The 19,327-nt window shown below is 71.5% G+C and carries 21 protein-coding genes; 14 read left to right on the forward strand and 7 right to left on the reverse strand.

The genetic code is table 11. The annotated features are described in order from the left end of the window. Window positions 1-17: 17 nt before the first annotated feature. The gene (locus CF165_RS41010) at window positions 18-1,061 is read right to left on the reverse strand and encodes a LacI family DNA-binding transcriptional regulator (protein ID WP_093952980.1); all 1,044 of its coding nucleotides are present in this window, start codon (window positions 1,059-1,061) and stop codon (window positions 18-20) included. A 162-nt stretch (window positions 1,062-1,223) separates the two neighbouring features. Here CF165_RS41010 and CF165_RS41015 point away from each other — a divergent pair, with 162 nt between their 5' ends. Genes CF165_RS41015 through CF165_RS41030 form a run of 4 tightly spaced genes read left to right on the forward strand, consistent with a single transcriptional unit; the run spans window position 1,224 to window position 5,778 of the window. Beyond that, on the forward strand, window positions 1,224-2,504 hold the full coding sequence (locus CF165_RS41015; protein WP_093952981.1) for an extracellular solute-binding protein: 1,281 nt from the start codon (window positions 1,224-1,226) through the stop codon (window positions 2,502-2,504). Then, window positions 2,504-3,436 carry a carbohydrate ABC transporter permease gene (locus CF165_RS41020; protein ID WP_093952982.1) on the forward strand — a complete coding sequence of 311 codons (933 nt, stop codon included), beginning with the start codon at window positions 2,504-2,506 and terminating at the stop codon, window positions 3,434-3,436. The genes CF165_RS41015 and CF165_RS41020 overlap by 1 nt, the downstream gene beginning before the upstream one ends. A 9-nt stretch (window positions 3,437-3,445) precedes the next feature. Next, window positions 3,446-4,333: a carbohydrate ABC transporter permease gene (locus CF165_RS41025; protein WP_093952983.1), complete on the forward strand. Its 888-nt coding sequence runs from the start codon at window positions 3,446-3,448 to the stop codon at window positions 4,331-4,333. A gap of 17 nt (window positions 4,334-4,350) precedes the next feature. Further along, window positions 4,351-5,778 carry a GH1 family beta-glucosidase gene (locus CF165_RS41030; protein WP_276209764.1) on the forward strand — a complete coding sequence of 476 codons (1,428 nt, stop codon included), beginning with the start codon at window positions 4,351-4,353 and terminating at the stop codon, window positions 5,776-5,778. Here the strand turns inward: CF165_RS41030 and CF165_RS41035 are convergent, their stop codons facing one another. Further along, complete coding sequence (locus tag CF165_RS41035) at window positions 5,779-7,575, reverse strand: AMP-dependent synthetase/ligase (RefSeq protein ID WP_093952985.1); 1,797 nt, start codon at window positions 7,573-7,575, stop codon at window positions 5,779-5,781. 127 nt (window positions 7,576-7,702) lie between these two features. Between CF165_RS41035 and CF165_RS41040 the strand changes: the two genes are divergently transcribed. The 7 genes from CF165_RS41040 (at window position 7,703) to CF165_RS41070 (ending at window position 12,318) form a co-directional block, all read left to right on the forward strand. Beyond that, window positions 7,703-8,113, forward strand: a complete 411-nt coding sequence (locus CF165_RS41040; protein ID WP_093952986.1) for a polyketide cyclase / dehydrase and lipid transport — start codon at window positions 7,703-7,705, stop codon at window positions 8,111-8,113. Between the two features lie 10 nt (window positions 8,114-8,123). Continuing rightward, complete coding sequence (locus tag CF165_RS41045) at window positions 8,124-8,918, forward strand: metallophosphoesterase family protein (RefSeq protein WP_093952987.1); 795 nt, start codon at window positions 8,124-8,126, stop codon at window positions 8,916-8,918. Between the two features lie 27 nt (window positions 8,919-8,945). After that, window positions 8,946-9,383: an SRPBCC family protein gene (locus tag CF165_RS41050; protein WP_020644935.1), complete on the forward strand. Its 438-nt coding sequence runs from the start codon at window positions 8,946-8,948 to the stop codon at window positions 9,381-9,383. A gap of 4 nt (window positions 9,384-9,387) precedes the next feature. Then, window positions 9,388-10,515: an ArsA family ATPase gene (locus CF165_RS41055; RefSeq protein ID WP_093952988.1), complete on the forward strand. Its 1,128-nt coding sequence runs from the start codon at window positions 9,388-9,390 to the stop codon at window positions 10,513-10,515. Then, the gene (locus CF165_RS41060; RefSeq protein WP_093952989.1) at window positions 10,512-10,976 is read left to right on the forward strand and encodes a hypothetical protein; all 465 of its coding nucleotides are present in this window, start codon (window positions 10,512-10,514) and stop codon (window positions 10,974-10,976) included. Before CF165_RS41055 ends, CF165_RS41060 begins: the two co-directional genes overlap by 4 nt. A gap of 15 nt (window positions 10,977-10,991) precedes the next feature. After that, window positions 10,992-11,930 carry an ROK family protein gene (locus tag CF165_RS41065; protein ID WP_093952990.1) on the forward strand — a complete coding sequence of 313 codons (939 nt, stop codon included), beginning with the start codon at window positions 10,992-10,994 and terminating at the stop codon, window positions 11,928-11,930. A 127-nt stretch (window positions 11,931-12,057) separates the two neighbouring features. Further along, on the forward strand, window positions 12,058-12,318 hold the full coding sequence (locus CF165_RS41070; protein WP_093952991.1) for a hypothetical protein: 261 nt from the start codon (window positions 12,058-12,060) through the stop codon (window positions 12,316-12,318). Here the strand turns inward: CF165_RS41070 and CF165_RS41075 are convergent, their stop codons facing one another. Further along, complete coding sequence (locus CF165_RS41075; protein ID WP_093953077.1) at window positions 12,319-12,801, reverse strand: SMI1/KNR4 family protein; 483 nt, start codon at window positions 12,799-12,801, stop codon at window positions 12,319-12,321. It lies immediately after the preceding gene. A gap of 24 nt (window positions 12,802-12,825) precedes the next feature. Between CF165_RS41075 and CF165_RS41080 the strand changes: the two genes are divergently transcribed. Further along, on the forward strand, window positions 12,826-13,668 hold the full coding sequence (locus tag CF165_RS41080) for an NUDIX domain-containing protein (protein WP_093952992.1): 843 nt from the start codon (window positions 12,826-12,828) through the stop codon (window positions 13,666-13,668). On the opposite strand, the gene CF165_RS41085 is transcribed toward CF165_RS41080, so the two are convergent. The 3 genes from CF165_RS41085 to CF165_RS41095 are packed head-to-tail and all read right to left on the reverse strand — an operon-like array spanning window position 13,665 to window position 16,107. Further along, window positions 13,665-14,804, reverse strand: a complete 1,140-nt coding sequence (locus tag CF165_RS41085) for a glutamate--cysteine ligase (protein WP_093952993.1) — start codon at window positions 14,802-14,804, stop codon at window positions 13,665-13,667. The genes CF165_RS41080 and CF165_RS41085 overlap by 4 nt on opposite strands. Before the next feature lie 11 nt (window positions 14,805-14,815). Continuing rightward, on the reverse strand, window positions 14,816-15,343 hold the full coding sequence (locus tag CF165_RS41090; RefSeq protein ID WP_093952994.1) for a hypothetical protein: 528 nt from the start codon (window positions 15,341-15,343) through the stop codon (window positions 14,816-14,818). Further along, window positions 15,340-16,107, reverse strand: coding sequence for an alpha/beta hydrolase (locus tag CF165_RS41095; protein WP_093952995.1), 768 nt, complete (start codon window positions 16,105-16,107; stop codon window positions 15,340-15,342). The genes CF165_RS41090 and CF165_RS41095 overlap by 4 nt, the downstream gene beginning before the upstream one ends. Before the next feature lie 213 nt (window positions 16,108-16,320). On the opposite strand from CF165_RS41095, the gene CF165_RS41100 reads away from it, so the two are divergent. Next, window positions 16,321-17,082 carry a lysophospholipid acyltransferase family protein gene (locus tag CF165_RS41100; protein ID WP_093952996.1) on the forward strand — a complete coding sequence of 254 codons (762 nt, stop codon included), beginning with the start codon at window positions 16,321-16,323 and terminating at the stop codon, window positions 17,080-17,082. Window positions 17,083-17,151: 69 nt separating this feature from the next. Then, window positions 17,152-17,640, forward strand: a complete 489-nt coding sequence (locus CF165_RS41105) for a polyadenylate-specific 3'-exoribonuclease AS (RefSeq protein WP_093952997.1) — start codon at window positions 17,152-17,154, stop codon at window positions 17,638-17,640. Window positions 17,641-18,040: 400 nt separating this feature from the next. On the opposite strand, the gene CF165_RS41110 is transcribed toward CF165_RS41105, so the two are convergent. Next, on the reverse strand, window positions 18,041-19,123 hold the full coding sequence (locus CF165_RS41110; RefSeq protein ID WP_093952998.1) for a 3-deoxy-7-phosphoheptulonate synthase: 1,083 nt from the start codon (window positions 19,121-19,123) through the stop codon (window positions 18,041-18,043). Window positions 19,124-19,327: the final 204 nt, after the last annotated feature.

The following is a 19,327-nucleotide window of genomic DNA, read 5'->3' on the forward strand; positions in this document are numbered from 1 at the left end:
CTAACACTGTTTCTCACTCACGACCGGGAGCCGCAGGAGTCGCGGATCACCAGTTTCGTGGGCAGCAGCGCCGGTTCCGGCGCCTCCGCGTTCCCGATCATCGCCAGTATCGCGCCGGCCGCCGCCGTGCCGAAGCCGGGCTTGTCCTGGGCCACCGTGGTGAGGGCCGGGTCCACCAGGGAGGCGACCTCGATGTCGTCGAAGCCCACCACGGCCAGCTCCGCCGGCACCCGCAGCCCGGCCGCGCGGGCCGCGAGCAGTGCGCCGACCGCCATCTCGTCGCTGGCCGCGAACACGGCCGTCGGCGGGTCCTTGCGGGCCAGGAGCCGCCGCATGCCGACGAACCCGCTCTCGCGGTAGAAGTCGCCGCCGATCACGAGGTCCTCCGACACCGGCAGCCCGGCTTCGGCCAGGCCGCGCCGGTAGCCCTCGGTGCGGGCGGCGGCGGGCGCGTTGCCGCGCGGGCCGGTGATCGTCGCGATCCGGCGGTGCCCGAGGGCGGCCAGGTGCCGGACGGCCTCCGCCGCGCCCCCGGCGTTGTCCGAGGTCACGTAGGTCGCGCGCGGTCCGGACAGGGCCACGTCCAGTGCGACGCACGGCAACCCGGACTGGGCGAACGCCGTGAACGCCTCGGCGTCCGTCCCACTGTCGATGAGCACCAGCCCGGCCAGGTGGTGCCGCCGGGTCATGCCGACGTAGGCGATCGGGTCGGCCAGCGACACGCCGGGGTGGCGGTCGCGGGCGTCGTCGCTCGTGGCGAGCAGCAGCAGGTGGTAGCCGTGCGAGCTCAGCGCGGATTTGAGGCCCAGCAACAGGTCCTGCAGGAACGGGTGCCGCCAGCCGGGCCGCCGGTGGTCGGTGTCCCAGACCAGCCCGACCATCGCCGACTGCTGCCGCGACAGCGCCCGTGCCGACTCGTTCGGCGAAAAGTCGAGGTCCCGTGCGACGCGTTCGACGCGTTCGCGCGTCGCCGCGCTGACCGTGGCGGGGCGGTTGAAGACCCGTGACACGGTGGCGACGGAAACCCCGCAGAGCTGTGCGACTTCGCGGGCCGTGACCATGGCAAACCTCCGGTGTTGTAACCGGTTACATCTCTAGCACACGACCTCGGACTGCGTAAACGCCGAACGGCGTTACTATTTCGTTACTTGACGGCGACGGGCTGGGAGCGCTCTCATGGGACCCGCGTTTTCCCGACCGGCCCGCAGAACAACGGAGATCTCATGCGCCCGAAAACGAGGAACCGCCCGATCCGCCTGCTCGCCGCGGCGTGCGCCGCGCTGGCCGCGGTCACCGCGCTGAGCGCCTGCGGGGACAGCGGCGCCACCGGCGGCAAGATCAAGCTGAGCCTCGGCCTGTTCGGCAACTTCGGCTACACCGACCTGATCAAGGAGTACCAGGCAGCGCACCCGGACGTCGAGATCACCGAGCGGACCGCCGCCTACTCCGACCACCACAAGAACCTCGCCGCGCATCTGGCCACCGGCGCCGGCGCCGCGGACATCGAGGCCATCGACACCGGGTACGTCGCCCAGTTCAAGGCGACGCCGGACAAGTTCGTCGACCTCAACACCGTCGGCGGGGACAAGCTCAAGGACCGCTGGCTGAGCTGGAAGTGGGCGGCCTCGCTGGGCAAGGGCGGGCAGCAGATCGGCTACGGCACCGACGTCGGCGGCCTGGCCATCTGCTACCGCCGCGACATGTTCAAGACCGCCGGGCTGCCCGAGGACCGGGACGCCGTTTCCGCGCTCTGGCCGACGTGGCAGGCGTTCTTCGAAACGGGCAAGCGCTTCCAGGCCCAGGCGCCGAACGGCGTCAAGTTCATGGACGGCGGCCCGACCGTGCTCAACGCGATCGTCGGCCAGGCACCGGTCGGCTACTACGACCAGAACGACCAGATCGTCGTGGGCAGCAACCCGGCGCTGCGCCAGGGCTGGGACCTCGTGGCCGACGCGGTCAAGGCGAACCTGAGCGCCGGGCTGCTCTACAGCACGCCGCAGTGGAACACCGGGTTCACCCAGGGCCAGTTCGCGACCGTCACCTGCCCGGCGTGGATGATGACCAAGATCAAGGACCAGGCGCCGGACACCGCGGGCAAGTGGGACGTCGCGGCCGTGCCCGGCGGGGGCGGCAACTGGGGCGGCTCGTACCTGACCGTGCCGAAGTCGGGCAAGCACACCAAGGAAGCGGCCGAGCTCGCCGCTTGGCTGACCGCTCCCGAGCAGCAGGCGAAGGTCTTCACCAGCAAGGGTTTGCTGCCTTCCGTGCCGTCGCTGTACGACGACCAGAAGATCACCGGCTACACCAACCCGTTCTTCAACAACGCGCCGGTGGGCAAGGTGTTCACCGACGCGGCGAAGAAGCTGAACCCGCAGTACCAGGGCCCGAAGGCCGGGGACGTGCAGACCGAGTTCGGCAACGCGATGCAGCGCGTCGAGCAGGGCAAGCAGGACGGCGCGGCGGCGTGGCAGCAGCTGGTCGGTGACGTCGCGAAGATCAAGTGATGACTGCGGTCAAAACGCTGACCTTCGCCGAGCGGCGGCAGAAGTGGGACGTCAAGCTGTCGCCGTTCGGCTTCATCAGCCCGTACTTCCTCATCTTCGGCGTCTTCGGGCTGTTCCCGCTGCTCTACACGGCGTTCGTGTCGCTGCAGAAGCGGAACCTCATCGACGCCGAAGGCGCGCGGTTCATCGGGCTCGGCAACTACGAGCAGCTGCTGTTCCACGACCCGTACTTCTGGAACGCGATGGGGAACACGGTCAGCCTGTGGCTGCTGACCACGATCCCGCAGATCCTGTTCGCGCTCGGCATCGCGCACCTGCTCAACCGGCGGCTGCGCGGGCGGATGCTGTTCCGGATGGGGATGATCCTGCCGAACATCACCTCGGTGGCGGCGGTGACGATCATCTTCGCGCAGCTGTTCGGCCGGGACTTCGGGCTGGTCAACTGGGTGCTGAGCTGGTTCGGCGCCGGGCAGATCGACTGGCAGGCCGGCACGGCCAGCTCGCACACCGCCATCGCGTCGATGGTGGTGTGGCGCTGGACCGGCTACCACGCCCTGATCTTCCTGGCGTCGATGCAGGCGATCCCGTCGAGCATGTACGAGGCCGCCACCCTCGACGGCGCCAAGGGGTGGCAGCAGTTCTGGCGGATCACCGTGCCGCTGCTGCGGCCGCAGATCATCTTCTCCACGGTGATCGCGACGACCGGGAACATGCGGCTGCTCGCCGAGCCGCTGCTGTTCAACCCGGGCACGGCGGCCGCCACCGGCGGGTCGGACCGGCAGTTCCAGACCGCCGCGCTCTACCTCTACGAGCAGGGCTTCACCAAGTACGACTTCGGTTACAGCTCGGCGATCGCGCTGATCCTGGCCGTGGCCACGATGCTCGTCGCGGGCCTGTCGTACCTGGTGACCCGGCGCATCCAGACGGACTGAGGAGCGGACATGACCACCGTGCTGACCCCGGCCGCGCCCGCGCCGCCGTCGGCTTCGCCCGGCCGGATCCGGCGCATCGGCAGACGGGTCGCGAGCCCGTGGACCTACGCCGCGCTGATCGCGATCCTGGCCGGTTCGGCGTTCCCGGTGTACTGGTCGTTCGTCGTCTCCTCGCAGACGACGGAGGCGGTCGGGAGCGTGCCGCCCGTGCTCGTGCCCGGCGGGCACCTGTTCGAGAACATCGCCCGCGTCTTCGACGAGACGGACTTCGCGCTGGCGCTGGGGAACTCGCTGATCGTCGCGGGCACGATCACCGTCTCGGTGGTGCTGTTCTCGACGCTCGCCGGGTTCGCCTTCGCCAAGATGCGCTTCCGCGGGCGGACGGTGCTGCTGCTCGTCGTGGTCGCCACCCAGGCGATCCCGACCGAGCTGGGCGTCGTGCCGCTGTACATGATGATGGCCGACTTCGGGTGGGCCGGTGAGCTGCAGGCGGTGATCGTCCCGGGCCTGGTGACGGCGTTCGGGGTGTTCTTCATGCGCCAGTACTTCGAGCGGGCGCTGCCGCTGGAGCTGCTGGAAGCCGGGCGGATGGACGGCTGCGGCTCGCTGCGGCTGTTCTGGCACGTGGCCCTGCCGGCGGCCCGCCCGGCCGCGGCGGTGCTCGGGCTGTTCACCTTCATGCAGGCGTGGAACGACTTCTTCTGGCCACTGGTGGTGCTCGTGCCGGAGAACCCGACCGTCCAAACCGCACTGTCCACTCTGGCCAGTGGCTACACCACCGACTACACGCTCGTGCTCACCGCCGCGACCATCGGCACCGTCCCCGTCCTGCTCGTGTTCCTGCTGTTCGGCCGCCAGATCGTCGGCGGCATCATGCAGGGCGCGCTCAAGGGCTGACCCACCCGGAGCTCACCGTGACTTCCAGCAGTGACAACCGGGGCTTCGCCCCGGGCCAGGGGCTTCGCCACCCGGACCCCCGAAAAGCGAGTTTTCCGCCCGGCTTCCGCTGGGGCGTGGCCACTTCGGCGTTTCAGATCGAGGGCGCCACCACCGCCGACGGGCGCGGACCGTCCATTTGGGACACGTTCGCGACGCGGCCGGGCGCGGTGGCCGGCGGCGACACCGGGGAACCGGCGGCCGACCACTACCACCGGTGGCGTGCCGACCTCGACCTGCTCGCCGAGCTGGGCGTCGATTGCTACCGGTTTTCGGTGTCCTGGCCGCGGATCCAGCCGGACGGGCACCGCGTGGAGCGCCGGGGGCTCGGCTTCTACCGGCAGCTCGTGAACGGGCTGCGGGAGCGGGGGATCGAGCCGTTCCTGACGCTGTACCACTGGGACCTGCCGCAGGCCCTGGAAGACGCGGGCGGCTGGCGGTCGCGCGACACGGCGTTCCGGTTCGCCGAGTACGCGGCCTTGGTGCACGAGGAGCTCGGCGACGTCGTGGACCACTGGACGACGCTGAACGAGCCGTACCCCTGCGCGGTCGCGGGGTACGGCGAAGGTCGCCACGCGCCGGGAGCCCGGGAGGGGCACGGCGCGCTGGCGGCCGCCCACCACCTGCTGCTCGGCCACGGCCTGGCGGTCCGGGCGATGCGCGAGCAGGCGGCGCTGCCGCACCAGTTCGGCATCGTGCTCAACCAGTCACCGGCGGTCCCGGTGTCGTCTACGGCCGCCGACGCCGCGGCGGCCGCGCGTCAGGACACCCTGCTGCGCCGCCAGTTCACCGACCCGCTGTTCGGCGGCCGGTACGCACCGGGCCTGACGGCGATGTTCGACGGGGTCTCGGACTTCTCGTTCCGCCACGACGACGACCTGTCGATCATCGGCGAGCCTCTCGACTACCTGGGCGTGAACTACTACTACCGCCTGCACGTCGCGGACGCGCCGCACCGCGAGCCGGACCCGGCATCGCGGACGGTGGCGGACATCGGAGTGGACACTTCGCGGCTGCCGGACGTCCCGCGCACGGGCATGGGCTGGCCGGTGGAGCCGGAGGGCCTCACGGAAGCCCTAGTCGGCCTGCACAACCGGTACCCGGGCCTGCCGCCGGTGTACGTCACGGAGAACGGCTGCGTGTACGCGGACCGGAGTGATTTCGCGGACTACGAGCGCATCAGCTTCTTGAACGAGCACATCGAAGCGGCCCGCACGGCCGCGACGGCGGGCGTCGACCTGCGTGGCTACTTCTGCTGGTCCCTTTTGGACAACTTCGAGTGGGCGCACGGGTACAAGCACCGCTTCGGCCTGGTCCACGTGGACTACGAGACCCAGCGGCGCACGCCGAGATCGAGTTACCGCTGGTACCGCGACTTCATCGCGGCCCAACGGCTCCTCGAGTGACTACTTCTTGTACAGGCCCTCGATGTCGTCGGCGTAGTTCTTCGAGACCACGTTGCGCTTCAGCTTCAGGCTCGGCGTGATCTCGCCGCCCTGCTCGGTGAAGTCGTTGGCCAGGACCGTGAACTTCTTGATCGCTTCGGCCTTGGACACGGACTTGTTCGCCTCGTCGACCGCGGCCTGGATCTCCGCGAGCAGGTCGGCATCCGAGGAAAGGTCCGCGACCGTGGCCGACGCCGGCTTGCCGTGCTGGGACTTCCAGGACGGGAAGTACTCCTCGTCCACCGTCACCAGCGCCGCGATGAACGGCCGCTGGTCGCCGACCACCATCGCCTGGCTCACCAGCGGGGACGCCTTGATCGTGTCCTCGAGGCCGGACGGGGCGACGTTCTTGCCGCCCGCCGTCACGATGATCTCCTTCTTGCGGCCGGTGATCTTCAGGAACCCGTCCGCGTCCAGCTCGCCGAGGTCGCCCGTGTGGAACCAGCCGTCGGTGAGCGCTTCCTTCGTGGCCTGCGGGTTGTTGTAGTACGCCCGGAACACGACGTCGCCCTTGAGCATGACCTCGCCGTCGTCGGCGATGCGGACCGACGTGCCGTTGACCGGCTTGCCGACCGTGCCGACGCGGAACGCCGTCTGCGTGTTGACGTTCGCCGCCGCGGACGTCTCGGTGAGGCCGTAGCCCTCGAACACCGGGACGCCGATGCCGCGGAAGAAGTGCGCCAGCCGCGCGCCGAGCGGGGCGCCGCCCGACACGGCCGCGACGCAGCGGCCGCCGAGGGCCGCGCGCAGCTTGCCGTAGACGAGCTTGTCGAACGCCAGGTGCTTGAGCTTCAGCCCGAGCCCGGCACCGCCCTTGTCCTGGGCTTCGCTGTAGGCGACGGCGGTGGCCTCGGCGGCGTCGAAGATCTTGCCCTTGCCCTCGCTGTGGGCCTTCTGCTTCGCCGAGTTGTAGACCTTCTCGAACACGCGCGGCACGGCGACGACGAACGTCGGCCGGAACGTGCCGAGGTCGGCGACCAGGTTCTTCACGTCGGGGGTGTGCCCGAGGGTGACGCGGGCGGTCAGCGCGGTGACGGCGATCGCGCGGGCCAGCACGTGCGCCAGCGGCAGGAAGCACAGCAGCGAGTTGCCCTGCTCCATGAGCTGCGGGAACGCCTCGATGTCGGCGCGGATCTCGGCCAGCAGGTTGCGGTGGGTCAGCTCGACGCCCTTGGGGCGGCCGGTGGTGCCCGAGGTGTAGACGATCGTGGCGAGCTCGTCCGCGGAGACCTCGCGCCGCCGGTCGTGCAGCTCGTCGTCGGACAGCTCGGCGCCGAGGGCGGCGAGCATCTCGACGGCCGGGTTGTCGCCTTCGATCTGCCAGGTGTTCCGCAGGTCGGTCAGCCGGTCCCGGACCTGCTCCACCGCGCCGGCGTGCCCGTTCGTCTCGACGAACACGGCCTTGGCGGCCGAGTCGGAGAGGATCCAGTGCACCTGCTCGGCCGACGAGGTGTCGTAGATCGGGACGGTCACCGCGCCGGCCGCCCAGATCGCGAAGTCGATCAGCGTCCATTCGTAGCGGGTCTTCGACATGATCGCGACGCGGTCGCCGCGGCCGATCCCGGCCTTCGCCATCCCCTTGGCCACGGCCAGCACCTCGGCCGCGAACTCCTTGGCGGTCACGTCCAGCCAGCTGCCCTCGACCTGGCGGCGGAAGCTCACCACGTCGGAGAACCGCTCGGCGTTCGCCCAGACGACGTCGGACATGTTTTCGTCGTCGGCCACCGGCTTGCCGGCGGGAGCGCTGTATTCGCGCACGTGGACCTCCGTGTTCAACGCGTGCGGCAGGTGACACCGCTGTTACCCGCCAGTCAACTTAGCGTGGTGTGCACCTTAAGACCATGCTGATCGACCCTGCACGGCCAGGGCGTGACATTCTTCGCACGTGAACGCGCCACCTTCACTCGACATCGTCGACGAGACGTTCCTCGTGGTCCCGCCGTCGACCGTGGCCGCCGCCTTCGCCGATCCCGCGTCCTGGCCGCGCTACTGGCCCGACCTGGTCCTCGAGGTCTACACCGACCGCGGCGACCGGGGCCTGCGCTGGACGGTGCGGGGTGCCCTCGTCGGTACGATGGAGGTCTGGCTCGAGCCGGTGCTCGACGGCACCCTGCTGCACTACTTCCTGCGGGCGACACCCGCGGACGCGGCGGGGACGCCCCGTGCGCTGGCGCCGCGCGACCTGCGCCGGGAGTTCGACCGGCGTGCCCGTGCGGCGAAGGCGATCGCTCTCGGGCTCAAGGAGATCCTGGAGGACGGGCGCGAGCCCGGCGTTCCTCCGCGCGGCGAAGGCTAGGGGGCCAGGGGTGCGGGTACACGTCGTTTCGGACGTGCACGGCAACGCCGACGCGCTGAAGCGCGCGGGGGAGGGGGCCGACGCCCTGGTCGTGCTCGGCGACCTGATCGACTTCGTCGACTACCGCGACCACGACAAGGGCATCATGGGCGCCCTGTTCGGCGCCGAGAAGGTCGGCGAGTTCGCCCGCCTGCGCCGCGAGGGCACCCGTGACGAAACCGTTGCCTACTCGCGGACGCTCTGGGCGAGCCTCGACGACCCGGCCGGCGCGGTCGACGAGGCCATCCGCGCCCAGTACGCGACGCTGTTCGCGGCGATGACCGCGCCCACCTACGCCACGCCCGGCAACGTCGACACCCCGGCGCTGTGGCCGGAGTTCACCGGCGAGGGCGTCCGGGTGCTGGACGGCGAGGTGGCCGAGATCGGCGGCCTGCGGTTCGGGTTCGTGGGCGGCGCGCTGTTGCCCGACGGCGTCGTCCCGCGCCGCCGCAAGGGTGCCGCCTGGCGGCCCTACCTGCGGGATCGCGAGGACTACGACCGCGGGGTCGCCGCGCTCACCGGCGTCGACGTCCTCTGCACGCACGGGCCGCCCGCCCTGCCGGAGCTGACCTACGACGTCGTGGCGCGCCGCAGCGAGATCGGTTCGACGGCGCTGCTGGAGCTGATCCGGGCGCAGCGGCCGCGCTGGTCGGTGTTCGGGCACGTGCACCAGCCCCTGGCCGCCCGCGCCCGGGTCGGCCTGACCGAGTGCCGTAACGTGGGTCACTTCAAGGAGACCGGGCTGCCCTACGTGCTGCGCTGGTGACCAACCGCGGCGGCTACGCTTCGACCCATGGCCGAGCAGTCCACACAGTCCATCGAGGTCGACGCCGAGCCCAGCCGGGTGATGGCCGTGATCGCCGACTTCCCCGCGTACCCGGAATGGGCCAAGGCCGTCCGGCAGACCGAGGTCCTCGACACCGACGACGGCGGGCGGGCCAAGCAGGTCAAGCTGACCCTCGACGCGGGCCCGATCAAGGACGTCTACACCCTCGAATACGACTGGGACGACGACGGCCTCGGCGTCAGCTGGCACCTGGTCAAGGGCCAGATGCAGAAGGCGCAGAACGGCCGGTACGCGCTGGCCGACCTCGGCGGCGGCCGCACCCGCGTGACGTACACGCTGTCGGTCGAGCTGGCGCTGCCGATGATCGGCCTGCTGCGCCGCAAGGCCGAGAAGATGGTCATGGACACCGCGCTGAAGGAGCTCAAGAAGCGGGCCGAGGGGTAGGCGGGTGCGGATCCTGCTGTTCACCGGCAAGGGGGGTGTCGGGAAGACCACGCTGGCCGCGGCCACCGGCGCCGCCCTCGCCGCCCGCGGCAGGAAGACGCTCGTCGTGTCCACGGACCCGGCGCACTCGCTCGCCGACGCCTACGGTCACGCCCTCGGCGCGGAACCGTCCGAAGTGGACACTCTACTCGCCGGCGTGCAGGTCGACGCGCGGACGCTGGTGGACACCACCTGGCACCGGCTGCGCGCGGAGCTGCAGGCCGTCCTGGCCGGCGCCGGACTCGACACCTTGGACGCCGAAGAGCTCACCGTGCTGCCCGGCGTCGACGAGCTGCTCGCCCTGACCGAGGTCCGCCGGCTGGCCGAGGACGGCCGGTGGGACACCATCGTCGTCGACTGCGGGCCGACGGCCGAAACGCTGCGGCTGCTCGCCCTGCCCGAGGCCGTCTCGGGCTACCTGCCCCGCGTGTTCGGGCGCCGCGTCACCGAGCCGGTGCGCCGGCTCGGCGTCCACCTCGACGGCCTGCGCGCGCTGCTCACCGACCCGGCGGTGACGACGGTCCGGCTGGTGCTGACGCCGGAACGGGTGGTCGTCGCCGAGGCGCGGCGCACGCTCAGTTCGCTGGCCCTGCGCGGTATCGCCGTCGACGGCCTGATCGCGAACCGGCTGATGCCCGCGCCCGGGTTCTGGCGCGGCGGCGCCGCGGCGTGGCTGCGCACGCGCCGCGCGCAGCAGGACGCCGTGCTCGCCGAACTCGGCGCCACCGGGATCGCGCCGGTCGCGCGGGTCGAGCACCGCGCCGCCGAACCGGTCGGGCTGCCCGCGCTGCTGGAGATCGCCGCCGAGTTGTACCGCGGCGGCGACCCCCTGGACGGCAACGGGACTCCTGTCACCCCGCTGCTGCGCGTGCGGCGCGCCCCGGACGGGTACACCCTGCGCGTCGCGATCCCGCTCGCGCGGGACGCCGAGGTCGATCTCGCCCGCGTCGACGACGACCTGGCGATCACCGTGGACGGCTTCCGCAGGCTCATCGCCCTGCCGGAGTCGCTGCGGCCGTGCCGGATCACCGGCGCGGAATCCGACGCCGACGGCCTGGTCGTGAGCCTGGCCGGGAACCGGGGACGCGGGTGAGCGAAGAGGAACACGGGCCGCGCCTGGCGGAGGAGATCCGCCTGCTCGCCGAAATGGTCGTGGAGAAGGCGGCGCCGTGGCTCGAAGGCGTGCTCGCGGCCGGCCACGGCAACTTCTTTTCGGGGGTTCCGGGTGGCGGAGCCCCCGGCCCGGGGCGAAGCCCCGGTGGTTACGGGACCCCTGACGAGGGGAAACCGGACGGTTCGGCGTGCGGCTGGTGCCCGCTCTGTGCGATCGTCGCGGTGGTGCGGGGGGAACGGCCCGAGCTGGTCGCGCGGTTGGCCGAGCAGCTCGCGCAGCTGGTCGCCCTGCTGCGCGCGGTGCTCGCGGACCGCTGGGAGCCGCAGGAGGGCGTGCACATGCCCGGGTTCCGGCCCGCGCCGCGGCCCGCGGCGGACGCCACGGTGTCGGCCAGGGTGCAGCACATCGCCGTCCGCAGGCGCGACGAGTGGGAGAGCTGAGTGCGGACGATAGGGGTGGACGTCGGCGGGACGAGCATCCGGGCCGGCGTGGTGGACGAACGCGGCTCCCTGCTCGACACGGCCCGCGTCGCGACACCGACCGAGGAGGGCGCCCTCGAGGACGCTATCGCCGGCGTGGTCGAGGACCTGCGCAACCGGCACGAAGTGGCCGGGGTCGGCCTGGCCGTGGCCGGGTTCGTGGCGCGCGACCGCCGGTCGGTGATGTTCGCGCCGCACCTGGCGTGGCGCGGCGCCCCGGTCGCCGACCGGATCGAAAAGCGCGTCGGCCTGCCGGTGCTGCTGGAGCACGACGTCAATTCGGCGATCGTCGGCGAGCACCGCTTCGGCGCGGCCCGCGGCGCCCAGGTGGCGGCGCTGGTGGCACTGGGCACGGGCATCGGCGCGGGCCTCCTGCTGGACGGCAAGCTCTATCGCGGCGCGTACGGCGTGGCGCCGGAGCTGGGCCACCTGACGGTGGTCCGGGGCGGCCGGCCGTGCCCGTGCGGCAAGTACGGCTGCTGGGAGCGTTACTGCAGCGGAACGGCCCTGGCGGCGACGGCGGTGGAGCTGCTCGCGCGGCACCCGGGCCGGTCGACGGTGCTGGCCCCGCAGGTGGCGGGCGACCCGGGCTCGGTGACGGGCCGCCGGGTGGCCGGAGCGGCCCGCGACGGCGACCCGATCGCCCAGCTGGCCATGGCGGAGCTGGCGAAGTGGCTGGGCGAGGGCCTGGCCCTGGTCGCGGACGTGTTCGACCCGGAGATCATCGTGATCGGCGGCGGAGTATCGGAGTCGGCGCCCCTGTTCCTGGACGAGGCCCGCGAGCACTACGCGGGCGCGATCACGGGAGCCCGCCACCGCCCGTTGGCGAGGATCCGAACGGCTCACCTGGGCGACGACACGGCGATCGTCGGCGCGGCGGCCCTCGCCCTGGAAGCGGCCAAAGCACCCGTCTGACCCGCTGCCCGGCCGACCGGAACTGTCGGTGGCCCCCGGTAGCGTGGAAAACGGGGCTGCTCGGAACGGAGCACACCGGCGGTGTCACCCGTCCGTGAACCGGGTATCCAGGTTCCGGGAGGGGACAGTGGACCTGTGGATCGGCGTGGGTGGCGCGGTCTTGATCGTGGCCGGCGGTCTTCTGCTGCGGAAGGCGCGTCGCAAGTGGCTGAAGGCGATCGCGGCGTGGACACCGTTGGCCGGCTGGATGCTGGTGGCGCAGTTCTGGATCAAGCCGCTGGTGCCGAGCATGGTGCTGGCCTTCGTGTTGCTCGGCGGCATCGTGGTGGGCATCGCCTTGACGGCGATCATCGGTGGTCGGAGTGGCCGCCGGAAGCCCCCGGTCTGATCAGGCCCAGGGGAAGTTCGCCGCGGGCACGAGACCTTCGGCGAAGTCCCGGAACGTCGGCGCCAGCGGAAGTTCGGTTTCGCGGTCGGCGTCGAACCACGTCACGGCCGGGGTCGCCGATCGGCGGTAGTCGAGGCCGATCCACGTGTGCCCGTCTCCCGACAACAGCACGATCGAGGCGGGCAGGCCCCACTCGCCGACCAGGTAGGCCGAGTCCAGCAGGGAGATCCCGGCGCCGGAGCCCACGCCGTGGAGCAGGTCGAACGGAACGTGCGTCTCGCTCCAGGAGGTCGGCTCGCGGGTGGGAAAGGCGTCGCAGCCGTCGGCGACCGTCCCGCCGTCCCGCAGGCGCAGCAGCTCGGCCAGCTCGGCGGGCAGCCGGACACTCAACTCCCGTTCGGCGCGGGCGAGCGCGTCATCCGTCAGCGCTTCACCGGGGCCGTCCCGCCAGAAGGAGCTCTTGAGCTGATCGAAGCGGACCATGCCGCAGTGTGTCACGCTGGTCGGGTGAGCCGGCCGTCCGCGAGCGTGTTCGTCCGCTGCTCCTGCGGGCGGCTGCACTGGGGCCGCTACGGCGCCGCCGGCCTGCTGCTCGCCGACCCCGCCCGCGGTGTCCTGCTCCAAAGACGCGCCTGGTGGGTGCACCACGGCCGCACCTGGGCCTTGCCCGGCGGCGCCATCGAAGCCGGGGAGACCGCGAGAGGCGCGGCTGCCCGCGAAGCGCTCGAAGAGGCCGCCATCTCCGCCGAGGCCTTCCGCGCGGTCGCCGCGTCCGTGGTGGACCATGGGGACTGGAGCTACACGACCGTGCTCGCCCTGGCCGACGGAGCCGAGGCGCGGGCCGCCAACACCGAAAGTGCGGAGGTGCGCTGGGTGGACCCCGACGACGTGCCCGGGTACCGGCTGCACCGCGACTTCGCCGCCGCCTGGCCGGATCTGCGCGACCGCGTGGGCCAGGAGCTGGTCCTCGTCGTGGACGCGGCCAACGTCGTCGGCTCGCGGCCGGACGGCTGGTGGCGCGACCGGCACGGCGCCGCCGAGCGCCTCCGCGACCAGCTCGCGAAGCTCGCCGAAGCCGGTGTGCCGGACCCGGCCGACCCGGCGGTCACCTGGTGGCCCCGGATCATCATGGTCGTCGAAGGCAAGGCCAGGAACGTCACCGGGATCCCGGGCGTCGAGGTCGTCGCGGCGGACACCGACGGCGACTCGAAGATCGTCGAGGTCGTCGCGCACCAGAAGGCCAAGGTGCTGGTCGCGACCGCCGACCGGGAGCTGCGCCGCCGCGTGGAAGCGCACGGCGCGTCGATCCTCGGCCCCGGCACGCTCCGGACCCAGCTCGACGAGCTCTAGTCCTTCGCTATCCCGTCCCGCATCTCGGCGACCAGCGACGCCATCACGGCCTTGAGGCTGCCCTTGTGCCGTTCGCGAACCGCCCGCTGCCGCTGGTAGCTCGGCCCGTACCGCAGGATCGTTTCGACGTCGCGCAGCTCCGGGACGCAGCCGAGCCGCCGCGCCACCGGCTCCAGCCGGTCCAGCAGATCCACCACGTCGTCGGTGACCAGCCGCTCGCGCCCGGCCGCGTCCAGGATGACGATCGCGTCGGTGCCGTAGCGGGCCGCGCGCCACTTGTTCTCCTGCACGTGCCACGGCGGCAGCGACGGCAGGATCTCGCCGTCGTCGAGGCGCTCGCTGAAGTCGTCGACCAGGCACTGCGTCAGCGCCGCGATCGCGCCGACCTCCTCCAGCGTCGGCAGGCCGTCGCACACGCGCATCTCGATCGTGCCGAGCTTCGGCGACGGCCGGATGTCCCAGCGGATCTCCGAGAAGCTGTCGATCACGCCGGTGGTGAACATGTCCTCGACGTAGCTCTCCAGCTCCGCCCACTTCCGGAACTGGAACGGCAGCCCGGCCGTCGGCAGCTGCTGGAACATCAGCGCCCGGTTCGACGCGTACCCGGTGTCCTCGGCGCCCCAGTAGGGCGACGACGCCGACAGCGCCTGCAGGTGCGGCGCGTAGTTGAGCAGCCCGTCGAGGATCGGCAGCACCTTCTCGCGGTGGTCGATGCCGACGTGGATGTGGACGCCGTAGATCAGCATCTGCCGTCCCCACCACTGGGTCCGGTCGATGAGCTTGGCGTAGCGCTCCTTGTCGGTGACCTTCTGCTGGTACCAGTTCGAAAACGGGTGCGTCCCCGCCGAGAACATCTCGACGCCGAGCGGGTCGGCGACGCCGTGCACGACGTCGAGGGAGTCGTTCAGGTCGGCCTTGACCTCGGCGATCGTGTCGCAGACCCCGGTGATGATCTCGATGGTGTTGAGCAGCAGCTCCTGCTTGATCTTCGGGTGCTCGGCCGCGCCGTCCGGGCGGACGGCCTCGAGGATCTGCTCGGCGACCGAGGACAGCTCGCCGCTGCGCCGGTCCACCAGGCCGAGCTCCCACTCCGCGCCGACGGTCGATCGCCGCGAAGGGCTGAACTCGATGTGCATCGCCGTGCGCGTCAGACCTGGGCGCCGTTGCTGGGGTCGGCGCCGGGCGGCGGCCCCTGGCGGACGCGGAGCAGCAGCAGCGCGATCGACGTCGCGAGCGCGAGGATGCCCAGCGGCGTCGCCACCGTCGGGCCGACCCCGATCGCGCCGGGCAGGATCAGCAGGAACAGCCCGGACAGGAACAGCAGCAGGATGAGGAACGCGCCCATCTTCGGCCGCGGCAGCGGCGGCGGCTCCGGCGGGATGTAGTGCTCGTCGTCGTCCGCGGGGTCGTCGGAGAACATCGTGGCGTCCCACGACGTGCCGCCGGACCGCCAGCCGGGCTCCGGCGGGGTGTCCACGACCGGCGGCTCGGCGGGCCGCTCCGGCGTCTTCCGCGACTCGTTCTCCGCGCCCACCCCGGGCGCGGTGGCGGCGCCGGTGTCCGTGGTGTCCGCGGTGTCTTCTTCGGGGAGCCCGAACCCGCCGGCCCGCAGGTCGGCGACGATCTCGGCGAACGTCGCGTCGACGTCCTCCGGCCCGTCCTTCCCGCGGCTCATGCGGTCTCCTCCGGCTGGGCGGCGTGCGCCTTCGCGAACTCGACGCTGCGCGTGAAGATCACCTCGGCGTCGTTGTCCTGCGTCGCCACGTGGTAGCTGTCTTCGAGCACGACCTCGGTGACGTCGGTGCTCGACACGCCGTTCAGCACCAGCTGCGAGTTCACCGGCTCGACGACGTGGTCGACCGACGAGTGCAGCAGCAGCACCGGCTGCGTCACCTTGGCCAGGTCGGCGCGCACGACCGCCCACAGCCGCGCCAGGCTCGCCGCCGCGCGCACCGGGGTCCGCGGGTAGGCCAGCTCGGTCTCGCCCGGCTTCTTGATGTCGTTCGCGATCGCCGGCACCGACGGCACCACCCGGCCCAGCACCGGCAGCAGCCGCGTGTCCCACTTCAGCCGCGTCACGGACGGGTTGACCAGCACGATCCCGGCGATCCGGTCGCCGAACTCCTCGGCGAGGCGCAGCGTGAGGGTGCCGCCCATCGACAGGCCGCCGACGAAGACGGTCTTGCACGTCGCCAGCAGCGCGAGCAGCGCCTCGCGGACCGCGCCGTACCAGTCCTCCCACGTCGTGCGGTTGAGGTCCTGCCAGCGGGTGCCGTGGCCGGGCAGCAGCGGGCAGCGCACCGTGAACCCGGCCCCGGCCAGGTGGTCTCCCCAGGCCCGCATGCTCGCCGGGGTACCGGTGAACCCGTGGCAGAGCAGGAACCCGGTCTCGGCCGAACCGGTGTGGCCGAACGGTTCCGCGCCGGCGAGCACGCCCATGCGATCGCCTTCCATGTGAGCGGGGCAGTCCATCCATGCTCTCACGCCCGGCGAGCGTTGTGGGCGTCCGCCCGGGCCCGGAATTCGCTGTGAGATCGATCGCTGCGGAAGTGGTAACCGGGTGGTCTGCGTTGTGCGGCGGCCACCCGGCTTCGTAGGCTGTCCGACGCGGGTGAACAGGGGCTGCGGCTGCGATGGAGGACTGAGGCACCGGTGCTGTACTGGCTCATGAAGTGGGTGTTCCTCGGACCGCTGCTCAAGGCGCTCTGGCCGACCAAGGTCGTCGGCGCGGAGAACATCCCCGAGACCGGCGGCGCGATCCTGGCGGGCAACCACCTGGCGGTCGCGGACTCGTTCTTCATGCCGCTGCGGGTCAAGCGCAAGGTGACCTTCCCGGCCAAGTCCGAGTACTTCACCGAGCCCGGCTTCAAGGGCACGCTCAAGAAGTGGTTCTTCACCGGCGTCGGCCAGTTCCCGATCGACCGGTCGGGCGGCAACGCCGCGCAGGCCGCGCTCGACACGGCGATCCGCCTGGTTCGCGAGGGCCACCTGCTCGGTATCTACCCGGAGGGCACGCGCTCCCCGGACGGACGCCTGTACAAGGGCAAGACGGGCGTGGCCCGGATCGCCCTGGAGTCCGGCGGCGTGGTGGTCCCGGTGGCGATGATCGGCACGGACAAGGTCAACCCGATCGGTTCCAAGATGTGGTGGCCGCGCCGCCTCGAGGTCCGGTTCGGCAAGCCCCTCGACTTTTCGCGGTACGAGGGCCTCGCGGGCGACCGCTTCATCGAGCGGTCCATCACCGACGAGATCATGTACGCCCTGATGGAGCTGTCCGGTCAGGAGTACGTCGACATCTACGCGGCGAAGGCGAAGGAGCTCCTGGCGGCCGAGGCCGCGGGGGTGAAACCTTCGGTGCCCGCGCAGCCTGGCGCACGCGACGCGGCCCGGGTGCCGGACTCGAAGGTCGGCTGACCCACCTCTGGCTTCCTCCCGGCCGCCGCCCTCAACGGAGGCGCTTCGCGCCACTGCTAGTTTCCACCAGTGCGTTTTTTCTACGACACCGAGTTCATCGAAGACGGCGTGACGATCGATTTGGTGTCGATCGGAGTGGTGGACGAGCGGGGCCGCGAGTTCTACGCGGTGTCGACCGAGTTCGACCCGGCCCGCGCGGGAGCGTGGGTCCGCGACCACGTCCTGGACAAGCTGCCCTCGCCCGCGGACCCGGCCTGGCGCAGCCGCGAGAAGATCCGCACCGACCTGCTGGAGTTCTTCGGCAAGCCACCGGGCGGCATCGAGCTGTGGGCGTGGTTCGCCGCGTACGACCACGTCGCGCTCGCCCAGCTGTGGGGCCCGATGCCGGCGCTGCCCCGGCAGCTGCCGAGGTTCACGCGTGACCTGCGCCAGCGCTGGGAGGACGCGGGCAAGCCGAAGCTCCCGGCGGCCCCGACCGACCAGCACGACGCCCTCGCCGACGCCCGGCACAACCTGGCCCGCTGGGAAGTCATCGAGGAGTACTTCCACCACCACTGACCAGGCGGCGCGGCGCGGCTCTGGGGGCGCCCCCCGTTTTCCACGCTACCGGCAGGCACCGACACTTTCCGCGGCTTGCCGGGCCGCCGCGGCGCGAACGGTCCGCTCGTGCCGTTGACACGGTCCGAACGGTCCTTTCGCGCGGCTGCCGCAGCCTGAACGGTCCGTTCGTGCTGCCGCCGCGGCGTAAGTGATCGCTCGTACTGCCGCCGCGGGGCGAATCATCCGTCCGCGCTGCCGCCGGGGTTCGAACGGTCCGTTCGTGCCGTCGGCACGGCCCGAACGGACCGTTCGCACGCCCGGCCCCGGCCGCGGCGCCGATCCGCCCCGTCGCACGGCCCGGAACTGTCGGGGTCCCCCGGTAACGTGAAATCCGGGGGACCCCCAGGCCGGGGACCTCTCAGCGGCGCGCCCGCACGGCCGAGGCCAGCTCGTCGAGCAGCGGTGCCGTGTCGTCCCAGGCCAGGCACGCGTCCGTGATCGACTGCCCGTAAGTCAGCTCCGATGCGTGGCCCAGCGAAAGGTCCTGCCGCCCCGCCGCCAGGAAGCTCTCCATCATCAGCCCGGAAATCCCGCGCTCACCAGCGGAAATCCGCGAAGCCAGCTCGCGCACGACCGCCGCCTGCCGCACGTGGTCCTTGCCGCTGTTGCCGTGCGAAGCATCGATGATCACCCGCTCCGGCAGGCCCGCCTTCGCCAGCCGCGCCAACGTGTCCGCCACCGTCGAAGCGTCGTAGTTCGGGCCGCCGTTGTGGCCGCGCAGGATCACGTGGCAGTCCGGGTTGCCCGATGTCGTCAGCAGCGCCGCGAGGCCGTCGGTGTTGATGCCGGGGAACACGTGGCTCGCCGCGGCCGCGCGGGTCGCGTCGACCGCCACCTGGACGTCGCCCTCCGTGGAGTTCTTGATCCCCACCGGCATCGACAGCGCGCTGCACAGCTGCCGGTGCACCTGGCTCGCCGCCGTCCGCGCGCCGATCGAGCCCCACGTCACGATGTCGGAGATGAACTGCGGCGTGATCGGGTCGAGGAACTCGCACCCGACCGGCAGCCCCAGCTCGGAGACGTCGAGCAGCAGCTTGCGCGCCATCCGCAGGCCCTTGTTGACCGCGAAGGTGCCGTCGAGGTCCGGGTCGTTGATCAGGCCCTTCCAGCCCAGCGTCGTGCGCGGCTTCTCGAAGTACACGCGCATCACGATGTGCAGGTCGTCGTGCAGCTCGTCGGCCTTGGCGGCCAGCCGGCGGGCGTAGTCGAGCGCGGCTTCGGGGTCGTGCACCGAGCACGGGCCGACCACGACGAGCAGCCGGTCGTCGCGGCCTTCGAGGATGTCGACGGTGTCGGCGCGGCCCTGCCGCACGACCTTGGCGACGGCGGCGTCGACCGGATGGTCTTCGCGCAGCAGCGCGGGCGAAATGAGCGGACTGATCGACGTGGTGCGCGCGGCGTCGAGGTCACCGATGGTGGCCGGTCCGACGGAGAGTGTCATCGCGGGGGTGTTCCTTCCTGGTGGACACCGACCCGCGGGGGACTCGCCGAGCCGGTTGGAGATCCGGCTCGGGGTGGTGGTCAGCGCAGGTTCACGCCGCCGTGCCCACCCGGGGCCGACTTCGTAAACCAGAAATAGCGCTGCACGGGCTCAACGTAGCACAGGCCGGACCCGGACCGATTCGGCAGGTGGTGGGGGCTGCAC

It is taken from the genome of Amycolatopsis vastitatis, assembly GCF_002234595.1.
Classification (GTDB): Bacteria; Actinomycetota; Actinomycetes; order Mycobacteriales; family Pseudonocardiaceae; genus Amycolatopsis; species Amycolatopsis vastitatis.